Raw genomic sequence first — 18,522 nt, 5'->3', positions numbered from 1 at the left:
CGATGAAATGGTTGCAAAGCGTTGTCATCAAACTATGGGGAACGATTCTGTTACTCGTTTCGGTCGTCTTGATCGCCTTGACGATCTTGTTACTTGAATTTTTCAACTCGTTCCATATCGAACAGGAACGGGGGCACCTAGCAAAGCTCGGTCAACAAGTCGAGACCGTCTTTCAGGCGCACTCCGGCATCGAGGAAGGGTCGAGTACTGCGGTCGAAATCACGGATATCTATGGCGCGACACTGATCGCAAAGACGCAGGATGATTCCGTCGAAGCGAATATCTCACAAGCGAAGGCGAACCGGATCATCAAGGAACTCGAACGTCAGAACTGGAAAGCAATTGATGGTGAAGAAGGCGAGACGGCGATCGGCAACTATGAGACCTTCGATGGAAAAGCAGCACTCGCGTATCGGGCACCGCTCATTACGGATAGTGGCAACGGAACGATCTACTTGATCGAGCAATTGACGAACATCGAACAGGCGAATGAGGGTGCACGTCAAATCATTCAACTCTGTGTCCTGTTAGCGATCATCGGAACGACCGTCTTTGCCTTCTTCCTCTCGACACGAATCACGGCACCACTGCGGACGATTCGTCAAGCTGTCGTTGAGGCCGGTGAAGGAAAGTTCGATCAGAGCTTGACGCAACGTTCACGGGATGAAATCGGTGACTTAGCGCTTGCGTTCAATGAAATGAGTAGTCAGCTCAATCAATACGTCACGGATCTCGATAAGGAGCGGCATTTACTCTCCTCGATTCTGCGCTGTATGGCAGACGGCGTGTTGACGTTCTCGAAATCAGGTGAGCTCCTTGCAACGAATCCACCGGCTGAAGCCTTTTTGGCGGGTTCTCCCGTACCGGATGAACTGATTGAGTTATTCCAGACGGTCATGCGTGAAGAGACGGAGATGACGGTCTCCTTTGAACGAGAGGGACGCTTCTACATCATCATCGTCAGTCCGTTACTCGAACAAGAAGAACAGATCGGAGCGGTCGCCGTCCTGCGTGATATGACGGAAGCGCAGCAACTCGAGAAGATGCGCGCTGATTTCGTCGCGAATGTCAGTCATGAACTGCGGACACCACTCGTCATGTTGCAAGGGTACTCAGAAGCGATTGTCGATGGCATGACCGAAAGTGACGAGGCGACGAAGGAATTCGCATCGATCATCTACGACGAGTCCCAAAGACTGTCGAGACTTGTTAACGATCTTCTTGATCTTGCGCGAATGGAAGCGGGATATCAGGAGTTACGGATTGAATCCGTCGAAGCAATACCTTTTGCGAAGCGGGTGATCAAGAAGTTCAAACAGATGGGACGCGATAAACAGGTTACCTTCTCGGTTTCTGGTCCGAACATCGCGTTTGAAGCAGACCCTGATCAGATGGAGCAAGTCTTGACGAACCTCCTCGGTAACGCCCTGCGTTATACGGAGAACGGTGAAATCAAGATTAAGATTGACGAAGATAGGGAAAACATTACATTATCCGTCATTGATTCGGGTGACGGAATTCCAGAAGAAGATCTACCGTTCGTCTTTGACCGTTTTTATAAAGCGGATAAAGCGCGGACACGTGGCAAGACGGGTACAGGAATCGGTCTTGCGATCGTGGCGAATGTCGTCCGAGCTCATGGTGGTGAAGTCGAAGTCGACAGCCGCTTGGGAGAGGGAGCGACCTTCCGGATCCGATTACCGAAAAAACAAGGGAAGCGAACATTATGAGTCGCTTCCTTTCGCTATAGGAGTGAATGAAAAATGAAAATTTACACGAAGTCTGGTGACGAAGGAGAAACATCTCTCGTTGGTGGGAGAGTCAAAAAAAATGATCGTTTGATCAGCTTGATGGGAGAACTCGACGAATTGAACAGTTTCGTCGGACTTGCCCGGACGAAAGCATCATCGATCGAGGTGCGTGAGCAACTGACAGTGATCCAGCACGCGTTATTCGATTGTGGCAGTGACTTGATGTATGTCGAGCCGCGCCCGTCACGCTTGAGTCAAGAAGCGACGGTTGATTTAGAAAGTTGGATTGACACGTTAACGGAGTTATCGCCGCCGCTCGATAAGTTCATCTTGCCTGGTGGAACGGAAGCAGCTGCAACGTTACACGTGGCACGGACGGTCTGTCGTCGCGTTGAACGTTCGATGATCGATGTTCCTCAAGCGGCTCATTTGTTACCATTCATCAACCGACTTAGTGACTTCTTCTTTACAGCAGCTCGTTACGAGAATGCCGTCAAACAAAAAGCAGATATTGAATATGTCCGCAGTGCGCATGTATTCAAACGAAAGGATGGAGAGCAATGAGTCAGTCATTTAGCACATGGAAAAAGGAAGGAACGAGCTACCATCTCGTTCCGACCGACAAATTCAAGACGACGACGATTCTCGTCACATTTTCAGCACCGTTAGAAGCGAAGACGCTGACAAGCCGTGCAATCCTACCGTATATCATGGAAAAATCGACAGCCGCTTATCCGTCGATGAAAGCTTTACGTGAGCCGCTTGAAACACTATATGATGCGGGACTTTATGCGGACGCGTCGAAGTTCGGAGAAGAGCATGTCATCTCATTCCAACTCGATGTCGTCCGGGGAGAACTCGTCCATCATCCGTCGTTGTTAAAAGAAGCACTCGAATTGCTCGAGCAAATGGTGCTGTATCCAGATTTGACGGAAGGTGGCTTCCGTGAACAGTTCGTCAAACAAGAAAAACGATTGCATGCCTTACGGATCAGTTCACTATATGACGATAAAATGCGCTACGCACAGCAACGTCTTCTCGAATTGATGGCACCAGGTGAAGCCGTCGCGTTGCCATCCCTTGGAACACTCGAAGAACTCGAACAGATCACCCCGTCATCCTTGCGTGATACATACCGTTCGATGATTGAAGACGACCGGATTGATGTCTTCGTCGTCGGACATGTAACGAAGGAGGAAATGGAAGACGCTCTATCATTCTTGCCATCGCATTCTGAAAAAATCAGTCATTACATTCCGGCCCAAAAAGCAGTCAATGGTGTAAAACGGTCGAGTGAAACGCAACCGATCAAGCAAGGTAAATTGCATCTTGGTTACCGGGTAGCGGTCGATCCGACATCTGCTGACTCGATTCGGATGCAAATCGTCAATGGTCTGTTCGGTGGCTTCCCGCATTCAAAACTGTTCATGAATGTCCGTGAAAAAGAGAGTCTCGCGTATTATGCGGCTTCACGGTATGCGGCATTGAACAGTGCACTCTATGTTTATGCAGGGGTCGACACGAAAGAAGCGGAACGTGCCGAAAAAATCATCTTGGAACAACTCGTTGATTTGAAAGCAGGACAGTTCACGGATGAAGAATTGACACAGACGAAGGCGATGCTGATCAATGCGCGCCGTCAAATCCTTGATCAGCCAGGTCAATTGATTGGCTGGTTGAATGGTTCGAAGATGCGTGGACTGACACTTGAAGATGAAATTCATATCATTGAGACGGCGACACGTGAAGACGTCGTTCGATTAGCAGCGGCAATCGATCTTGATGCCGTATATCTATTGCGAGGTGAAGCATGATGGAACAACTGACCTATCACGATACAGACGAAACGGTATACCACGAGCAACTCGATAACGGGCTCTCCGTCTATTTGTTGCAAAAAAAAGGGTACGAAAAGACGTACGCGACGTTTACGACACGTTATGGTTCGATTGATCAACGCTTTAAAAAAGGGGAGGAATGGGTCACGGTACCGGACGGCATCGCCCATTTCCTTGAGCATAAGATGTTCGAATCCGAAAAAGGGGACGTCTTCCAAGAGTTCGGTCGTCTCGGTGCCTCAGCGAACGCCTTTACCTCGTTCTCGCGGACAGCGTACTTGTTCTCAGCGACGTCGCTGATTGAACAAAACCTCGAGACGTTGATCGATTTCGTACAAGATCCCTACTTCACGCCGGAAAGCGTTGAAAAAGAGAAGGGGATCATCACGCAGGAAATCCAGATGTACCAAGATAATCCGGGATGGCGCCTGTTCTTCGGTCTGATCGAATCGATGTATGCATCGCACCCAGTCCGGATCGATATCGCGGGAACTCCGGAATCAATCAATCAAATCACAGCCGATGATCTATACACGTGCTACCGTACGTTCTATCATCCATCGAACATGGTGTTGTTCGTTGTCGGAAACATCGATCCAGAAGAGACACTGGCATTGATCAAGGCGAACCAGGCGAAGAAAGACTATACGGATCGTCCGGCGATCGAGCGGGATTATGGTCAAGAACCGCATGGCGTACATCGTCCACGCTTTGAACTCGAGCTCGACGTTAAGACACCTAAGGTATTGATCGGTTACAAGGACGAATCGCTTCGCGGCGAGGCACAAGTCCGCCGTGAGTTAACGAGTGAACTGCTGTTACATCTCTTGTTCGATCAGACATCATCGACGTATTTGGAACTGTATGAAGACGGTCTGATTGACGATACGTTCAGCTTTGATTACTCGAGTGAGGAAGAGTTCGCCTTTGCGACGTTTGGAATGGAGACAGAAGATCCAGACAAGTTCATCCAAGCGTATGAGACACTCCTGCAAACACGTCCTGACTTTACGGAAGACGAAGTGACGCGCAAGCGGAACATGATGCAAGGGAAGTTCCTCCGTGCCTTGAATTCACCGGAATTCATCGCGAATCAGTTCTCGCGTCATGCACTTGCCGGTACGAACCTGTTCACGCTTCCAACGTTGATTGCTTCGATTACGAAAGAAGAGATTGAAGCCCGTTTCGACGAGTTGTTCGCCATTGAAAACCGGGCGATCTCAATCGTCAAACCGTACGCGTGATGCGAATCCTCATCACCGGTGCGAGTGGCGCCATTGGTCTTGCGGCAGCAAAACAACTTGCTGCCGCCGGACATGAATTGGTGCTTCAGACGTATCGACAGCAAGCGGTTTTAGAAAGGATGATAGAGGAGTGGCAAGGCGAGCACCACATCCTGACTGCGAACTTAGCAGACGAGGAGGACTTGCAGGCATTCTGTGCGGCATTACCTGTCGTTGATGCCTTCGTCCATTGTGCCGGAACGAGTTATAGCGGTCTGTTGCTCGATCAATCGGCAACATCAATGCACGAACTTTGGAAAATCCATGTCGAGGCGTTGATGCGCATCAGCCAAACCGTGACACGGACGAAACCGTTTACGTCGAAGCTTGCGATCGTCGTCATCAGTAGTGTATTAGGGGAACAAGGTGTCGCGGGTGAGGTCGTCTATTCGACGTGCAAGGCGGCACAGCTCGGATTCGTCAAGGCATACAGCAAGGAACTTGGACCGATGCACGGACGCATCAACGCGATTACGCCGGGGTGGATCGATACGCCGATGAACGCGATTTTCTCGGAAGATGAAAAGAAACAAGCGATCGCTGAAATCCCTGCCGGTCGATTCGGAAAAGCAGAGGAAGTGGCTTCTGCCATCCGTTACTTAGTGCAACCCGAATCAAGTTATGTGTCGGGAGCCATCCTTAAAATAGATGGCGCATGGATGTAGGCGATGGAATTTCAGTTCAGGAATGCTTTTCATTTTTCAAAAAATCATTTAACATGAGGAATGGATAATCGTATTGATAGAGGAGGATGGGCGCGTGAGTGAGTTCGAGCAATGGTATCTCGAATATGAATTAAAGGTCAACCGTCCCGGTATACTCGGGGACATTGCTTCGTTGATGGGAATGTTACATATTTCGATCGTGACGATCAATGGTGTCGATCATCAACGACGCGGTATGTTGCTCCAAACGAAACAACCGGATCAAATTCCACGACTCGCCGCTATTCTCAAGACGATGTCAACCATAGAGGTCATCAAACTACGAAAACCAAAACTACGTGACCGAATCGCGATTCGTCACGGGCGCTATATCGATCAAAGCAGTGATGAACGAAAGACGTTCCGCTTCGTCCGGGAAGACTTAGGGATTCTCGTCGATTTCATGGCAGAGCTATGTAAACAGGATGGGCACTTGTTGATTGGTGTCCGCGGCATGCCACGCGTCGGCAAGACGGAGTCAATCGTCGCAGCGAGCGTCAGTGCGAATAAGAAATGGCTGTTCTTATCGTCGACGTTGATTAAACAGACGGTTCGAACATCGTTGTTCGACGATGAGCGGACGGGTGATTATGTCTACATCATCGATGCGTTAGTATCACAACGAAATTTCGATGAACGACACTGGCAAATCCTGCGTGAAGTCATGCGTCTACCGGCGACGAAAATCGTCGAACATCCGGATGCGTTCGTCAAATCCAGCGAGTATACGTGGGATGATTTTGATTACATCATTGAATTACGCAACACGACTGAAGAAATCATTGTGACTGAACTGCCTCGTTCCCATGGTGGAAATGATTGGTTCAACTTTGAATAAGTATGAAAAATGGAAGGTGTGTTACCGATGACCGAGCTCGGAACCTACTTAAAAGAACAACGGGAGGCACTTGGTGTCTCTCTCGAACAAATTCAAACGACGACAAAGATTCAAAAGCGTTACATCGTCGCGATCGAAGAAGGGAATTATGATCAATTGCCGGGTGCTTTTTACGCCCGGGCCTTCATCAAGACATATGCGGAAGCACTCGGTCTTGACGTCGATGAAGTCTTTACGACCTATAAACGTGATCTTCCGGAACCGGAAGCACAACCGGTCGTCGAATTGTCACGACGCGCGACGTATTCGAAATCAAGTGCTCCGAAGAAGAGCGTTGCAAAACGCTGGATTCCGAACATCATCATCATCGTTCTAATCTTTGCGATCGGCGCTGCCTTGTATTATGGTCTGCAGACGTTCCTCGACGGTAACGAAGAGGCGAAGACGTCCGCACCGAAGCAAAATGATGTCACGATCGATCAAGGGGACGCACCAAGTAAAGAGACGGATGCGCCTGCGAAGACGGAAGAAGAGCCGAAGGAAGAACCGGCGAAGCAGGAAGAAACAAAAGAAGAACCTAAAAAAGAGGCACTTGCTGCGAAGTCGACATCTGGTCAAGATGTCACGTATGAAGTCGCAACGAAAGATACGATGAGTGTCTCGATTCAAATCAAGAAAGATGCCTCTCCGTCGCCATTCGTTGGTGTACGTGATACATCACTTGAAGGAGAAGCACTCGCGCCAGACCACATCAACGCATCGGATCCGAATCCGATCGTCGTGAAGGACGCGAAGACGGACTTGATCCGGATCCGGATCGGTTCGATTAAAGGGATTGATAAAATCGTCGTCAATGACCAAGAACTGAAACTGAACCGTTCGCTTCTCGTCCAAAACATCTATCTAAAGAAAGTAGCCACGCCGTAATTCGGCGTGCCTTCTTTTAGATGGCATGTCATTTACATACGAAATGAAGGAGGAGGGCGTTACATGAACTTACCGAATCAATTGACAGTATTACGCGTTTTATTAATTCCCGTGTTCGTCATCGTACTTGCGATTGATCCGAACTGGGGACAGTGGGATGTACTGGGAGCCGAGCTTCCCGTCTCACACTTCGTTGCAGCTATCATCTTCCTTGTTGCTTCACTGACGGACTGGCTCGATGGATATATCGCTCGCAAACAAAAATTAGTGACGAACTTTGGAAAATTCATGGATCCACTTGCCGACAAGATGTTAGTTGCAGCTGCTCTCGTCTACTTGGTGGAACTTGGATTCGTCGCAGCATGGATCGTCGTCATCATTCTCTGTCGAGAGTTCGCAGTCACGGGTCTTCGTCTCGTCGCATCTGATGAAGGGATCGTCCTTGCTGCCGGAAACTCTGGCAAAGCCAAGACATGGGTCCAGCTGACATCGATCACGGCATACTTGTTGCACGATATCATCTTTGCGATGTGGAACATTCCGTTCGCAGACATCACGATGTGGCTTGCTTTGATCTTGACGATTTACTCAGGTGTCGAATATTTCTCGAAAAACATTAAGTTAATTACGAAATCCATGTAAGATGGATCAATTTAGACTGTTCGTCATACCGAACAGTCTTTTCTTATACTTCAAGAAGGTGAGGAATCAACATGAAAGCAGAAATCATCGCAGTCGGAAGCGAACTTCTCCTTGGGGAAATCGCGAACACGAATGCACAGTACCTTTCCGAATGGTTAGCGAGTGCCGGAATTGACGTTCATTATCACACAGTCGTCGGTGACAATCGTGAGCGGATGCAAGAGACATTCCGTCAGGCACAACAGCGGGCAGACCTCCTTGTCATCACAGGAGGCCTTGGACCGACGGAAGACGACTTGACGAAAGAAGTGCTCGCTAATCTTCTCGGACGCGATCTCGTCCTCGATCAAGCGGCGTACGAGCGAATCGAAGGGTTTTTAAAGACACGTCAACGGGAGATGACGATCAACGAACGAAAACAAGCATTAATCATCGATGGTGCAACGGTTTTACGTAATGATGCAGGACTTGCTCCCGGTATGTCGGTCCAGACCGAGCATCACCAATATATCGTCTTACCCGGTGTGCCACGCGAGATGAAGCAAATCCTCAAAGATCACTTCAGTCATCTATTCGGTCAAGAAACGATTCGTTCTCGGACGTTACGATTCTTCGGAATCGGGGAATCGGCTTTAAACGACCGTCTAGAAACGTTGATCAAGGAAGCGACCAATCCATCGGTCGCACCGTATGCGGAGCTCGCTGAAGTCCGGTTGCGCCTGACGGCTAAAGCACTCGATCAACAGGAAGCCGATCGTATGCTCGATGAACTCGAACAACACGTCCTTGCTGAAGTCGGCATGTACTTTTATGGATATGGGGAGACGAGTCTGCCGGAAGTCGTTCTAAAACGGTATCAAGAAGCAGGATTGACACTTTCACTTGCCGAATCACTGACGGGAGGAGCCGTCGCGAGTGGTCTCGTTGATGTCAGCGGTGCGAGTCAAGTGTTGCGCGGGAGCGCCGTCGTCTATGATGATGCAGCGAAACAAGCCGTGTTATCGGTACAAGAGGATTTATTACAAGAGCATACTGCTGTCAGTAAAGAGGTCGCGATCGCGATGGCTGAAGGGGCACGGGAACTGTATCAATCCGATATCGCCGTCGCCTTGACGGGGGAAGCAGGTCCGACGAGCAACAGCGGAAAAGCGGTCGGAACGGTCTATTGTGCTGTTGCGGACGCACATGGAACACGGATCGTCGAATGGCAATATCCTTCGTTCGATAGAGGCATGATTCGACTGCGCGCCGTCAAGGATACCTATTTCCTTCTACTGAAACATCTCGAAAAAGCACCAGAGTGAGAAAAATGATCAAAGTGCAAGTATGCGAATAAATGTTCGTAAAATGCTTGTCATTCGGTCTCAAAAGAAGTACAATAATCTCAGTAAGATAATTAAAAGGAGGCCTGCTACGTGAGTGATCGTAAAGCAGCACTTGAGATGGCGCTACGCCAGATAGAGAAACAGTTCGGTAAAGGTTCTATCATGAAACTCGGAGAAAATGCGGATCAGAAGGTATCAGTAATCTCTTCTGGATCGATTACATTAGATATTGCCCTAGGTGCAGGTGGATACCCACGTGGACGGGTCATCGAAGTATACGGACCTGAATCGTCAGGTAAAACGACGGTTGCGCTTCATGCAATCGCAGAAGTTCAAAAACAAGGCGGACAAGCAGCGTTCATCGATGCGGAGCACGCGCTTGATCCAGCATATGCAAACAAACTCGGTGTCAATATCGATGAGCTCCTCTTGTCACAACCGGACACTGGGGAACAAGCACTTGAAATCGCGGAAGCACTCGTTCGTTCTGGTGCGGTCGATATTCTTGTCGTCGACTCCGTTGCGGCACTCGTACCAAAAGCAGAGATCGAAGGCGAGATGGGTGACTCACACGTCGGTCTTCAAGCACGTTTGATGAGCCAAGCGCTTCGTAAACTGTCTGGTGCAACGAATAAATCGAAGACGATCGTCATCTTCATCAACCAAATCCGTGAAAAAATCGGTGTCATGTTCGGTAACCCGGAAACAACTCCAGGTGGTCGCGCACTCAAATTCTACTCGTCTGTTCGTTTAGAAGTGCGTCGTGCGGAAGCGTTGAAAAACGGTACGGACGTCGTCGGTAACAAAACGAAGATTAAGGTCGTCAAAAACAAGATCGCGCCTCCGTTCAAACAAGCGGAAGTCGACATCATGTATGGTCTCGGGATTTCGAAAGTCGGTGAGTTGATCGACATCGGAACAGACCTCGATATCGTTCAAAAAAGTGGTGCATGGTACTCGTACAACTCAGAGCGTCTCGGTCAAGGACGTGAGAACGCGAAGCAATACATGGTCGAGCATCCGGAAGTCGCAGCAGAGGTCGAACGTTTGATTCGTGAACACCACGGTCTCGTCGATCGCGAAGAGCCGGTTGATTTCGAAGCAGAACAACCAGAAGATCTATTTGCTGAATAAATCGTTTTAGAGAGGATTCGCATGCGAATCCTCTCTTTTTTTAGTGTAAAAGAGGAAAACAGTGGAATTCTTTCCCGTCCGTTCGTTGACAATGAACGAGTGCTATCCTTACAATATAGATGTACGTTTTTTAGACAGCTTCGATGAAATACCGAAATGAACTAAGAAACACCTTGCAAAGGGGAGGTGAACCCATGAGTACACTGACTTGGATTGTCATACTTCTCCTCACTTTGCTGATCGCATTCATCGTAGGCTACTTCTTGCGGAAATCGATTGCAGAAGCGAAAATTCAAGGCGCAGAAACGGAAGCGAACAAAATCGTCGAACGTGCGCGTGAATCGGCTGAGGCAACGAAAAAAGAAGCAGTACTCGAAGCGAAAGATGAAGCATTCAAACTTCGTAACGAAGTGGAAAAAGAATTGCGTGAACGTCGCCAAGAGCTAGCGAAACAAGAAGCCCGGTTGCTCCAGAAAGAAGAGACACTCGATCGCCGTGTTGACGCTATCGACCGTAAGGAAGATCAAATCAATACACGTGATGCAGAGATCGCGAAACGGAAGCATCAAGCTGAAGAACTAGAGCGCAAAGTAGAGGACCTGTATGAACAGGGACGTCAAGAGCTTGTCCGCGTCGCGAATTTATCGCAAGACGAGGCAAGAACGATCATCATGGATGAGACGAAACAGGCTGCTTTACATGACGCAGCCATTCTTCAAAAAGAAATCGAACAAAAAGCAAAAGAAGAAGCCGACAAGAAAGCACGTAACATCTTGTCACTTGCGATTCAACGGTTCGCCGCTGAACATATCGCAGAGACGACTGTATCGGTCGTCAACTTACCGAACGATGAGATGAAAGGTCGGATCATCGGACGGGAAGGCCGCAACATCCGTACGCTCGAGACCTTGACTGGAATCGACTTGATCATCGATGATACGCCGGAAGCCGTCATTTTGTCTGGTTTTGACCCAATTCGTCGCGAAGTCGCTAAAATGGCGCTCGAGAAATTGGTTCAGGATGGTCGGATTCACCCGGCCCGTATTGAAGAGATGGTCGACAAATCCCGTCGTGAAGTCGACGAGCGGATTCGAGAAATCGGGGAAGAAGCGACGTATGATGTCGGGATCCACGGCATTCATCCGGACCTTGTCAAAATTCTCGGTCGCTTGAAGTACCGTACGAGTTACGGACAGAACGTCCTGTATCACTCACTTGAGGTTGCTCACCTTGCAGGTATGATGGCAGCTGAACTTGGAGAAGATGTCACGCTTGCGAAGCGTGCGGGTCTTCTGCATGATATCGGGAAAGCGATCGACCACGAAGTCGAAGGCAGTCACGTTGAGATTGGTGTCGAGCTCGGTACGAAGTACAAAGAGCATCCAACCGTCATCAACGCGATCGCATCCCACCACGGGGATACGGAAGCGACATCTGTCATTTCCGTCTTGGTCGCAGCTGCGGATGCATTATCTGCTGCTCGCCCAGGTGCACGTCAAGAGACACTCGAAAGTTATATCCGCCGTCTCGAACGCCTCGAGGAAATCTCGGAATCGTTCGACGGTGTCGAAAAATCATTTGCGATCCAAGCGGGTCGTGAAGTCCGTATCATCGTTCGACCTGACGTCGTCGATGACGTACTGGCTCACAAGATGGCGAGTGACATCCGGAAAAAAATCGAAGAAGAACTCGATTATCCGGGACACATCAAGGTCACGGTCATTCGGGAAACACGAGCAGTCGAATACGCGAAATAAGTGGAGTGGCGGGCGACCGCCACTTTTTTTAATGAACGGAGGAACAGCAATGAAGATTTTATTCATCGGAGACGTCGTCGGTGCACCCGGTCGACATATCCTACAACAATTCACAGCACGCTTGAAAGCGAAGTACAACCCGAACGTCATGCTCGTCAACGGCGAAAACGCAGCACACGGACGTGGCATCACGAAGTCGATCTATCATCAATTCCTTGAACTCGGATTCCACGGGATCACGATGGGGAACCATACGTTTGATAACCGCGACATCTTTGACTGGATCGACGACGCGGATCGAATCGTCCGTCCGGCAAACTATCCGGAAGGGACGCCAGGTCGTGGGATGATGATTGTCAAAGCAGGTAATAAAAAGATTGCCGTCATCAACGTCCAGGGAACGGTCTTCTTACCACCACTAGGTGACCCGTTCCGTACCGTCGATGCACTGATTGCGGAAGTCGAAGGAAAAGTCGATGCCATCTTCGTTGATGTTCATGCGGAAGCAACGAGTGAGAAAATTGCGATGGGCTATCACCTCGACGGTCGAGTACAAGCTGTCGTCGGCACACATACGCACGTCCAGACAGCAGATGAGCGTGTCCTTGACGGAGGAACGGCTTACATCACGGATGTCGGGATGACAGGACCGCTGAACGGCGTACTCGGAATGCGCCAGGAAGATGTCCTACGAAAATTCAAGACACAGCTCCCAACACGGTTTGAAGTTGCCGAAGGACGGGAACAACTTAATGGAGTCTTGATTCATATCGATGACACAACCAAAAAAGCAACGAAGATTGAACGGATTCATCTGACGGATCAGTCAGTATTCTTCGACTGATTGCCATTTCTGGATGGGGAGGTACACGCATGGACGTCCTGAAAGTATCAGCTAAGTCGAATCCAAACGCGGTAGCAGGTGCACTCGCGGGTGTCATTCGAGAGAGAGGTTCCGTCGAGATTCAGGCCATTGGTGCGGGAGCGCTCAATCAGTCTGTCAAAGCCGTCGCCATCGCACGCGGATTCGTGGCGCCTTCTGGCATCGACTTGATTTGTATCCCAGCCTTCACAGACATTTTGATTGATGGGGAAGAGAGAACCGCCATCAAACTCATCATCGAACCACGATGACGAATTGGACATAGGTCCTATTTGCAAGTAGACCATTTACTCGACTGGAGTAGATGGTCTTTTTGCTACGTCCGCGAAATTTTCTCACCTTTCCACCGAGGGAGCATTGTACTACTTCCGGTAAATCGGTATCATGAGGGAGGATAGAGAGAACTATCATTTCAGGGGACAGAGAAGGAGCGAACGTCGATGTATAATCAGTTATCATGGAAAGTTGGCGGTCAGCAGGGAGAAGGGATCGAATCAACAGGCGAAATCTTTGCGATTGCCTTGAATCGACTCGGCTATTACCTGTATGGTTACCGTCACTTTTCGTCACGTATCAAGGGAGGACATACGAACAATAAGATTCGTGTCGCGACACAGGAAGTCCGGACGATTTCCGATGATCTCGATATTTTAGTCGCATTCGATCAAGAGACGATCGATGTTAACTTCCATGAATTGCGTCAAGGTGCCATCATCATCGCGGATGCGAAATTCAATCCGACGAATCCAGACGAAGCACGCGCTTCCTTGTATGCGATTCCATTTACGGAAATCGCAGCTGATCTCGGTACGGCATTGATGAAGAATATGGTCGCGATCGGTGCATCGAGTGCGATTCTCGGCATTGCACCAGAGCGTTTCCAAGCCGTCGTCGAACAGATTTTCGGTCGAAAAGGTCCAGACATGGTCGAGAAAAACTTAGCGGCGATTCGTGAGGGTGCAGCAGCGTTCGAAGCACTTGCAGGAGAGGGCGAGCGGTTCGTCTTGGAACCGGCTGACGGAAAACAACGGATGTTCATGATCGGAAACGATGCGATCGCGCTTGGTGCAATCGCCGGTGGAGCACGTCTGATGGCAGCTTACCCGATCACACCATCATCTGAGATCATGGAATACTTAATCAAGAAACTGCCGCAGTTCGGCGGAACGGTCGTCCAGACGGAAGACGAATTGGCGGCAGTCACGATGGCGATCGGGGCGAACTACGCAGGTGTCCGTGCTTTGACAGCATCTGCTGGTCCAGGATTGTCATTGATGGCGGAAGCGATCGGGTTATCCGGGATGACGGAAACACCGCTCGTCATCGTCGATACACAACGAGGTGGTCCGTCAACCGGTCTACCGACGAAACAGGAACAGTCTGACTTGATGGCGATGATCTACAGCACGCATGGTGAAATTCCGAAGGTCGTTTTGGCACCGTCAACGGTCGAGGAAGCGTTCTACGATGCAGCAGAGGCATTCAATATCGCAGAGGAATACCAATGTCCTGTCATTCTATTGACGGATTTGATGCTGTCGCTCGGAAAACAATCGGTTGAGCCACCGGATATGTCACGCGTTGAGATCCGTCGCGGGAAGTTGATCCAGGAAGACTTACCGGAACTTGAAGGAAAAGCGTACTTCAAACGCTACGAAGTGACGGAAGATGGGATCAGCCCACGTGTCATTCCAGGCGTCAAGCACGGGATTCATCATGTAACGGGTGTTGAACACAATGAGGAAGGGCGTCCGTCGGAAGCGACGAAGAACCGAGTCGATCAGATGACGAAGCGACTTCGGAAGCTGAACACGTTCCGCTTACAGGATGCCGTTCTCGTAACGGAGCATCATGCAGAACCGGATATCTTATTCGTCGGTTTCAACTCGACACGTGGAACGATCGAAGAGATCATGCCACGACTCGAAGCACAAGGAATCAAGGTTGATCACTTGCATATCCGTCAAGTCCATCCGTTCCCAAGTGAGCTCGTCACGCCGCACTTAGAGCGGGCAAAACGAGTCATCGTCGTCGAGTACAATGCAACGGGACAACTAGCGAAGCTGATCCAGATGAACTGTGGACATGCATCGAAGATCGAGCATATCCTGAAATTCAATGGCGACCCGTTCTACCCAGCAGAGGTCGTCGAGCAGGTCGTAGGAGGGGTATATCATGGCAACCTTTAAGGATTTTAGAAATGATGTCAAACCAAACTGGTGTCCAGGGTGTGGAGACTTCTCGATTCAAGCAGCGATTCAGCGTGCTGTCGCGAACGTCGGTCTCGAACCAGAAGAGTTGGCATTGATTTCCGGGATCGGCTGTTCTGGTCGGATTTCCGGTTATATCAATACGTATGGCTTCCACGGTGTTCATGGACGGTCCCTTCCGATCGCCCAAGGTGTCAAGATGGCGAACCGCGAATTGACGGTCATCGCGTCTGGTGGCGACGGTGATGGATTTGCAATCGGCATGGGACATACGATTCATGCATTCAAGCGCAATGTCGACATGACGTATATCGTCATGGACAATCAGATTTACGGCTTGACGAAAGGACAGACGTCACCTACTTCTGCACCTGGATTCAAGACGAAATCGACGCCAAAAGGGTCGATCGAAAAGAGTGTTTCACCGGTTGAACTCGCCTTGACGGCTGGTGCGACGTTCGTTGCCCAAAGCTTCTCGAACGATTTGAAGGGCTTGACGCAACTGATCGAGCAAGCGACGGCACATAAAGGATTTGCCTTCATCAACGTCTTCAGTCCATGTGTCACGTTCAACAAGGTCAATACGTACGATTGGTTCAAACAGAACTTGACGAAGCTGTCCGACATCGAAGGATATGATCCGTCGAACTTGGATCTTGCGAAACAGACCGTTCATGCTCACGACGGACTCGTCATGGGATTGATCTATCAGGATGAAACACGTCCTGATTACCAGTCACAAATCGATGGGTATCAAGAATCGGGTCTTGCGTATGCGGATCTTGAGCTGAACGAAGAAACATTCGGTAAACTGGCAGCAGAATTCATGTAAGATAGAGGAAAGATGTGTTTGGTTTTTTGGGGATGCTAAACATTTGGAAGTTCGCCACATATAAAAAACGTGAGCTTCCGCGAAGGAGTCGGGGAAAGATGACGAAATTAGTAACGACGGTAGAAGAGACGACAACGACAAAAACGATGCGTGCACTCGTCAAAGAAGAGCGCGGGTTCGGTGCGGCACTGAAAGAAGTACCAGTACCCGTACCGAGTCGTGGAGAAGTCTTGATTCGAGTCGAGGCAACATCGATCTGTGGGACGGATGTGCATATCTATGAGTGGGACGCGTGGGCAGCCTCGCGTGTCAATCCGCCGTATGTCTTCGGTCACGAGTTCTCAGGCGAAGTCGTCGAGCTCGGAGAAGGCACGAAACGCTTGAAGCTCGGTGATCGTGTCTCGGCGGAGACGCATATCGTCTGTCATCAATGTAAACAATGTCTTCGTGGACAATATCACATCTGTAAGAACACGAAGATCATCGGTGTCGATACACAAGGATGTTTTGCAGAATACGTCGTCATGCCGGAAGAAAACCTTTGGGTCAACCCGGAAGATATGCCAGCAGGGATCGCCTCGATCCAAGAGCCGATGGGCAATGCCGTCCATACGGTTCTCGCGAGCGATGTCAGTGCGAAAACGGTCGCAATCGTCGGTTGTGGTCCGATCGGTCTGATGGCGGTCTCCGTCGCTAAAGCAGCTGGTGCGGCGGAAGTCGTTGCGATCGACGTCAATCCGTATCGTCTTGAACTCGCGCGGACGATGGGGGCGGATGTCGTCATCGATTCACGTCATGACGATGTGTTAGAGCGGATCGAGCGCATGACGGACGGAGATGGAATTGATGTCGTCTGTGAGATGAGTGGTCATCCGGTTGCGATTCGTCAAGCATTCGAGATGGTGACAGCAGGTGGAGACGTCAACATCCTCAGTCTGCCGGTCAAACCGGTCGAAATCGATTTGACGAACCACGTCGTCTTTAAAGGTGTCCGGGTCCAAGGAATCACCGGTCGGAAGATGTACGAGACATGGAGCCAGGTTTCTGCTTTCTTATCGAGCGGAAAAGTCGATGTCCGACCGTTAATCACACACACGTTGCCGCTTGAGCGGTTCGAAGAAGGATTTGAATTGATGCGTCAAGGGAAATGCGGGAAAGTCGTATTACAACCAAGGGGGACGAATTAATGGGATTTGAACACTTACGGACAGAACTAGAAGAGATGAAACAGGCGGGCACGTTCCGCAACCTCGTGGCACTTGAGAGCGCGCAACATAACCGCGTGACGATTGCCGGGAAGGAACTCATTCAACTGTCGTCGAACAACTACCTCGGACTCGCCGCACATCCACGTCTCGCTGAACAAGCTGCGGAAGCAGCGCGCACGTTCGGTGCTGGAACAGGGTCAGTTCGGACGATTGCCGGAACACTCGAGATGCACCAAGCATTCGAACGGGAACTTGCGACATTCAAACATACGGAAGCAGCACTCGTCTTCCAGTCGGGATTCGCAACGAATCTCGGTGTCTTATCGGCACTGCTCGGTCCGGAAGACGTCGTCATCTCGGATGAGTTGAACCACGCTTCGATCATCGATGGGATTCGTCTGACGAAAGCGAAACGCCGCATCTATAAACATGTCGACTTGGCGGATCTTGAAGCGGCCTTACAAGAAACACAAGACGCGCGGACGCGCCTCATCGTCACGGATGGTGTCTTCTCGATGGACGGAAACATTGCACCACTTCCGGAAATCGTTGAATTAGCAGAGCGATATGACGCACTCGTCATGGTCGATGATGCCCATGCGTCAGGTGTGCTTGGGAAAGCGGGACGCGGTACGGTCAATCACTTCGGTCTTGACGGACGTGTTGCCCTGCAAGTCGGTACGCTCTCAAAAGCCATCGGTGTCCTCGGGGGATACGTCGCGTGTGAACAGCACGTCAAAGATTACCTGATCCATAAAGGACGTCCGTTCTTGTTCTCGACATCACATCCACCAGCAGTCGTCGAAGCGAACCGGGAAGCGCTCCGTGTCATGGAGGAAGAGACGGAACTCTTCGATCGTCTGTGGGAAAACACGGAATTCTTTAAACAAGGACTCCGGGATCTTGGATTCGACATCGGAACGTCGACGACGCCGATCACACCTGTCATCGTCGGGGATGAAGCACGTTGCCACGAGTTGTCGGACCGCTTACGTCAAGAAGGTATCTTTGCTCAAGGCATCGCCTTCCCGACGGTTGCAAAAGGAAAAGCACGTGTCCGGACGATCGTGACGGCGGAACATACGCGTGAAGATTTAACGACGGCGCTTGCAGCTTTCGAAAAAGTCGGTCGTGAATTAAACTTGATCGGTTGATATCGATCACGGACGAACCAGGTCCGCATACTTTCA

17 protein-coding genes are annotated in these 18,522 nt (G+C 50.0%); all 17 read left to right on the top strand.

What is annotated here, in order from left to right:
- Positions 1–2: 2 nt before the first annotated feature.
- The 17 genes from AYO36_RS09165 to AYO36_RS09085 all read left to right on the top strand — a co-directional run bounded on the left by AYO36_RS09165 (position 3) and on the right by AYO36_RS09085 (position 18,486).
- Positions 3–1,730, top strand: coding sequence for an ATP-binding protein (locus tag AYO36_RS09165; protein WP_023467693.1), 1,728 nt, complete (start codon positions 3–5; stop codon positions 1,728–1,730).
- 33 nt (positions 1,731–1,763) lie between these two features.
- Positions 1,764–2,315: a cob(I)yrinic acid a,c-diamide adenosyltransferase gene (locus AYO36_RS09160; protein WP_029341191.1), complete on the top strand. Its 552-nt coding sequence runs from the start codon at positions 1,764–1,766 to the stop codon at positions 2,313–2,315.
- Positions 2,312–3,565, top strand: a complete 1,254-nt coding sequence (gene yfmF / locus AYO36_RS09155; RefSeq protein ID WP_023467695.1) for an EF-P 5-aminopentanol modification-associated protein YfmF — start codon at positions 2,312–2,314, stop codon at positions 3,563–3,565. The genes AYO36_RS09160 and yfmF overlap by 4 nt, the downstream gene beginning before the upstream one ends.
- Complete coding sequence (gene yfmH, locus AYO36_RS09150; protein WP_231884694.1) at positions 3,562–4,833, top strand: EF-P 5-aminopentanol modification-associated protein YfmH; 1,272 nt, start codon at positions 3,562–3,564, stop codon at positions 4,831–4,833. The genes yfmF and yfmH overlap by 4 nt, the downstream gene beginning before the upstream one ends.
- Complete coding sequence (gene ymfI, locus AYO36_RS09145; RefSeq protein WP_064300232.1) at positions 4,833–5,537, top strand: elongation factor P 5-aminopentanone reductase; 705 nt, start codon at positions 4,833–4,835, stop codon at positions 5,535–5,537. The genes yfmH and ymfI overlap by 1 nt, the downstream gene beginning before the upstream one ends.
- 94 nt (positions 5,538–5,631) lie before the next feature.
- Positions 5,632–6,414: a DUF3388 domain-containing protein gene (locus tag AYO36_RS09140; RefSeq protein ID WP_023467698.1), complete on the top strand. Its 783-nt coding sequence runs from the start codon at positions 5,632–5,634 to the stop codon at positions 6,412–6,414.
- A gap of 27 nt (positions 6,415–6,441) precedes the next feature.
- On the top strand, positions 6,442–7,341 hold the full coding sequence (locus AYO36_RS09135) for a helix-turn-helix domain-containing protein (protein WP_050678534.1): 900 nt from the start codon (positions 6,442–6,444) through the stop codon (positions 7,339–7,341).
- A gap of 63 nt (positions 7,342–7,404) precedes the next feature.
- Positions 7,405–7,983, top strand: a complete 579-nt coding sequence (gene pgsA / locus AYO36_RS09130) for a CDP-diacylglycerol--glycerol-3-phosphate 3-phosphatidyltransferase (protein ID WP_023467700.1) — start codon at positions 7,405–7,407, stop codon at positions 7,981–7,983.
- A gap of 71 nt (positions 7,984–8,054) precedes the next feature.
- Positions 8,055–9,287, top strand: coding sequence for a competence/damage-inducible protein A (locus tag AYO36_RS09125; protein ID WP_064300231.1), 1,233 nt, complete (start codon positions 8,055–8,057; stop codon positions 9,285–9,287).
- Between the two features lie 111 nt (positions 9,288–9,398).
- Positions 9,399–10,442, top strand: coding sequence for a recombinase RecA (gene recA / locus AYO36_RS09120; RefSeq protein ID WP_023467702.1), 1,044 nt, complete (start codon positions 9,399–9,401; stop codon positions 10,440–10,442).
- A 194-nt stretch (positions 10,443–10,636) separates the two neighbouring features.
- Positions 10,637–12,199, top strand: coding sequence for a ribonuclease Y (rny, locus tag AYO36_RS09115; RefSeq protein WP_023467703.1), 1,563 nt, complete (start codon positions 10,637–10,639; stop codon positions 12,197–12,199).
- Positions 12,200–12,248: 49 nt separating this feature from the next.
- On the top strand, positions 12,249–13,043 hold the full coding sequence (locus AYO36_RS09110; RefSeq protein ID WP_023467704.1) for a TIGR00282 family metallophosphoesterase: 795 nt from the start codon (positions 12,249–12,251) through the stop codon (positions 13,041–13,043).
- Positions 13,044–13,072: 29 nt separating this feature from the next.
- Positions 13,073–13,333 carry a stage V sporulation protein S gene (locus AYO36_RS09105; protein ID WP_023467705.1) on the top strand — a complete coding sequence of 87 codons (261 nt, stop codon included), beginning with the start codon at positions 13,073–13,075 and terminating at the stop codon, positions 13,331–13,333.
- A 189-nt stretch (positions 13,334–13,522) separates the two neighbouring features.
- Positions 13,523–15,271, top strand: a complete 1,749-nt coding sequence (locus tag AYO36_RS09100) for a 2-oxoacid:acceptor oxidoreductase subunit alpha (RefSeq protein ID WP_035398188.1) — start codon at positions 13,523–13,525, stop codon at positions 15,269–15,271.
- Positions 15,258–16,124: a 2-oxoacid:ferredoxin oxidoreductase subunit beta gene (locus AYO36_RS09095; protein WP_023467707.1), complete on the top strand. Its 867-nt coding sequence runs from the start codon at positions 15,258–15,260 to the stop codon at positions 16,122–16,124. The genes AYO36_RS09100 and AYO36_RS09095 overlap by 14 nt, the downstream gene beginning before the upstream one ends.
- A gap of 98 nt (positions 16,125–16,222) precedes the next feature.
- Positions 16,223–17,311 carry an L-threonine 3-dehydrogenase gene (tdh, locus tag AYO36_RS09090; RefSeq protein ID WP_023467708.1) on the top strand — a complete coding sequence of 363 codons (1,089 nt, stop codon included), beginning with the start codon at positions 16,223–16,225 and terminating at the stop codon, positions 17,309–17,311.
- The gene (locus AYO36_RS09085; protein WP_064300230.1) at positions 17,311–18,486 is read left to right on the top strand and encodes a glycine C-acetyltransferase; all 1,176 of its coding nucleotides are present in this window, start codon (positions 17,311–17,313) and stop codon (positions 18,484–18,486) included. Before tdh ends, AYO36_RS09085 begins: the two co-directional genes overlap by 1 nt.
- The last annotated feature ends 36 nt before the right edge of the window (positions 18,487–18,522 follow it).

The sequence above is a fragment of the Exiguobacterium sp. KKBO11 genome, from assembly GCF_001644945.1.
GTDB lineage: Bacteria > Bacillota > Bacilli > Exiguobacteriales > Exiguobacteriaceae > Exiguobacterium_A > Exiguobacterium_A abrahamii.
The sequence above is the reverse complement of the archived record's forward strand: the minus strand, read 5'-3'. Positions and strand labels throughout refer to the sequence as shown.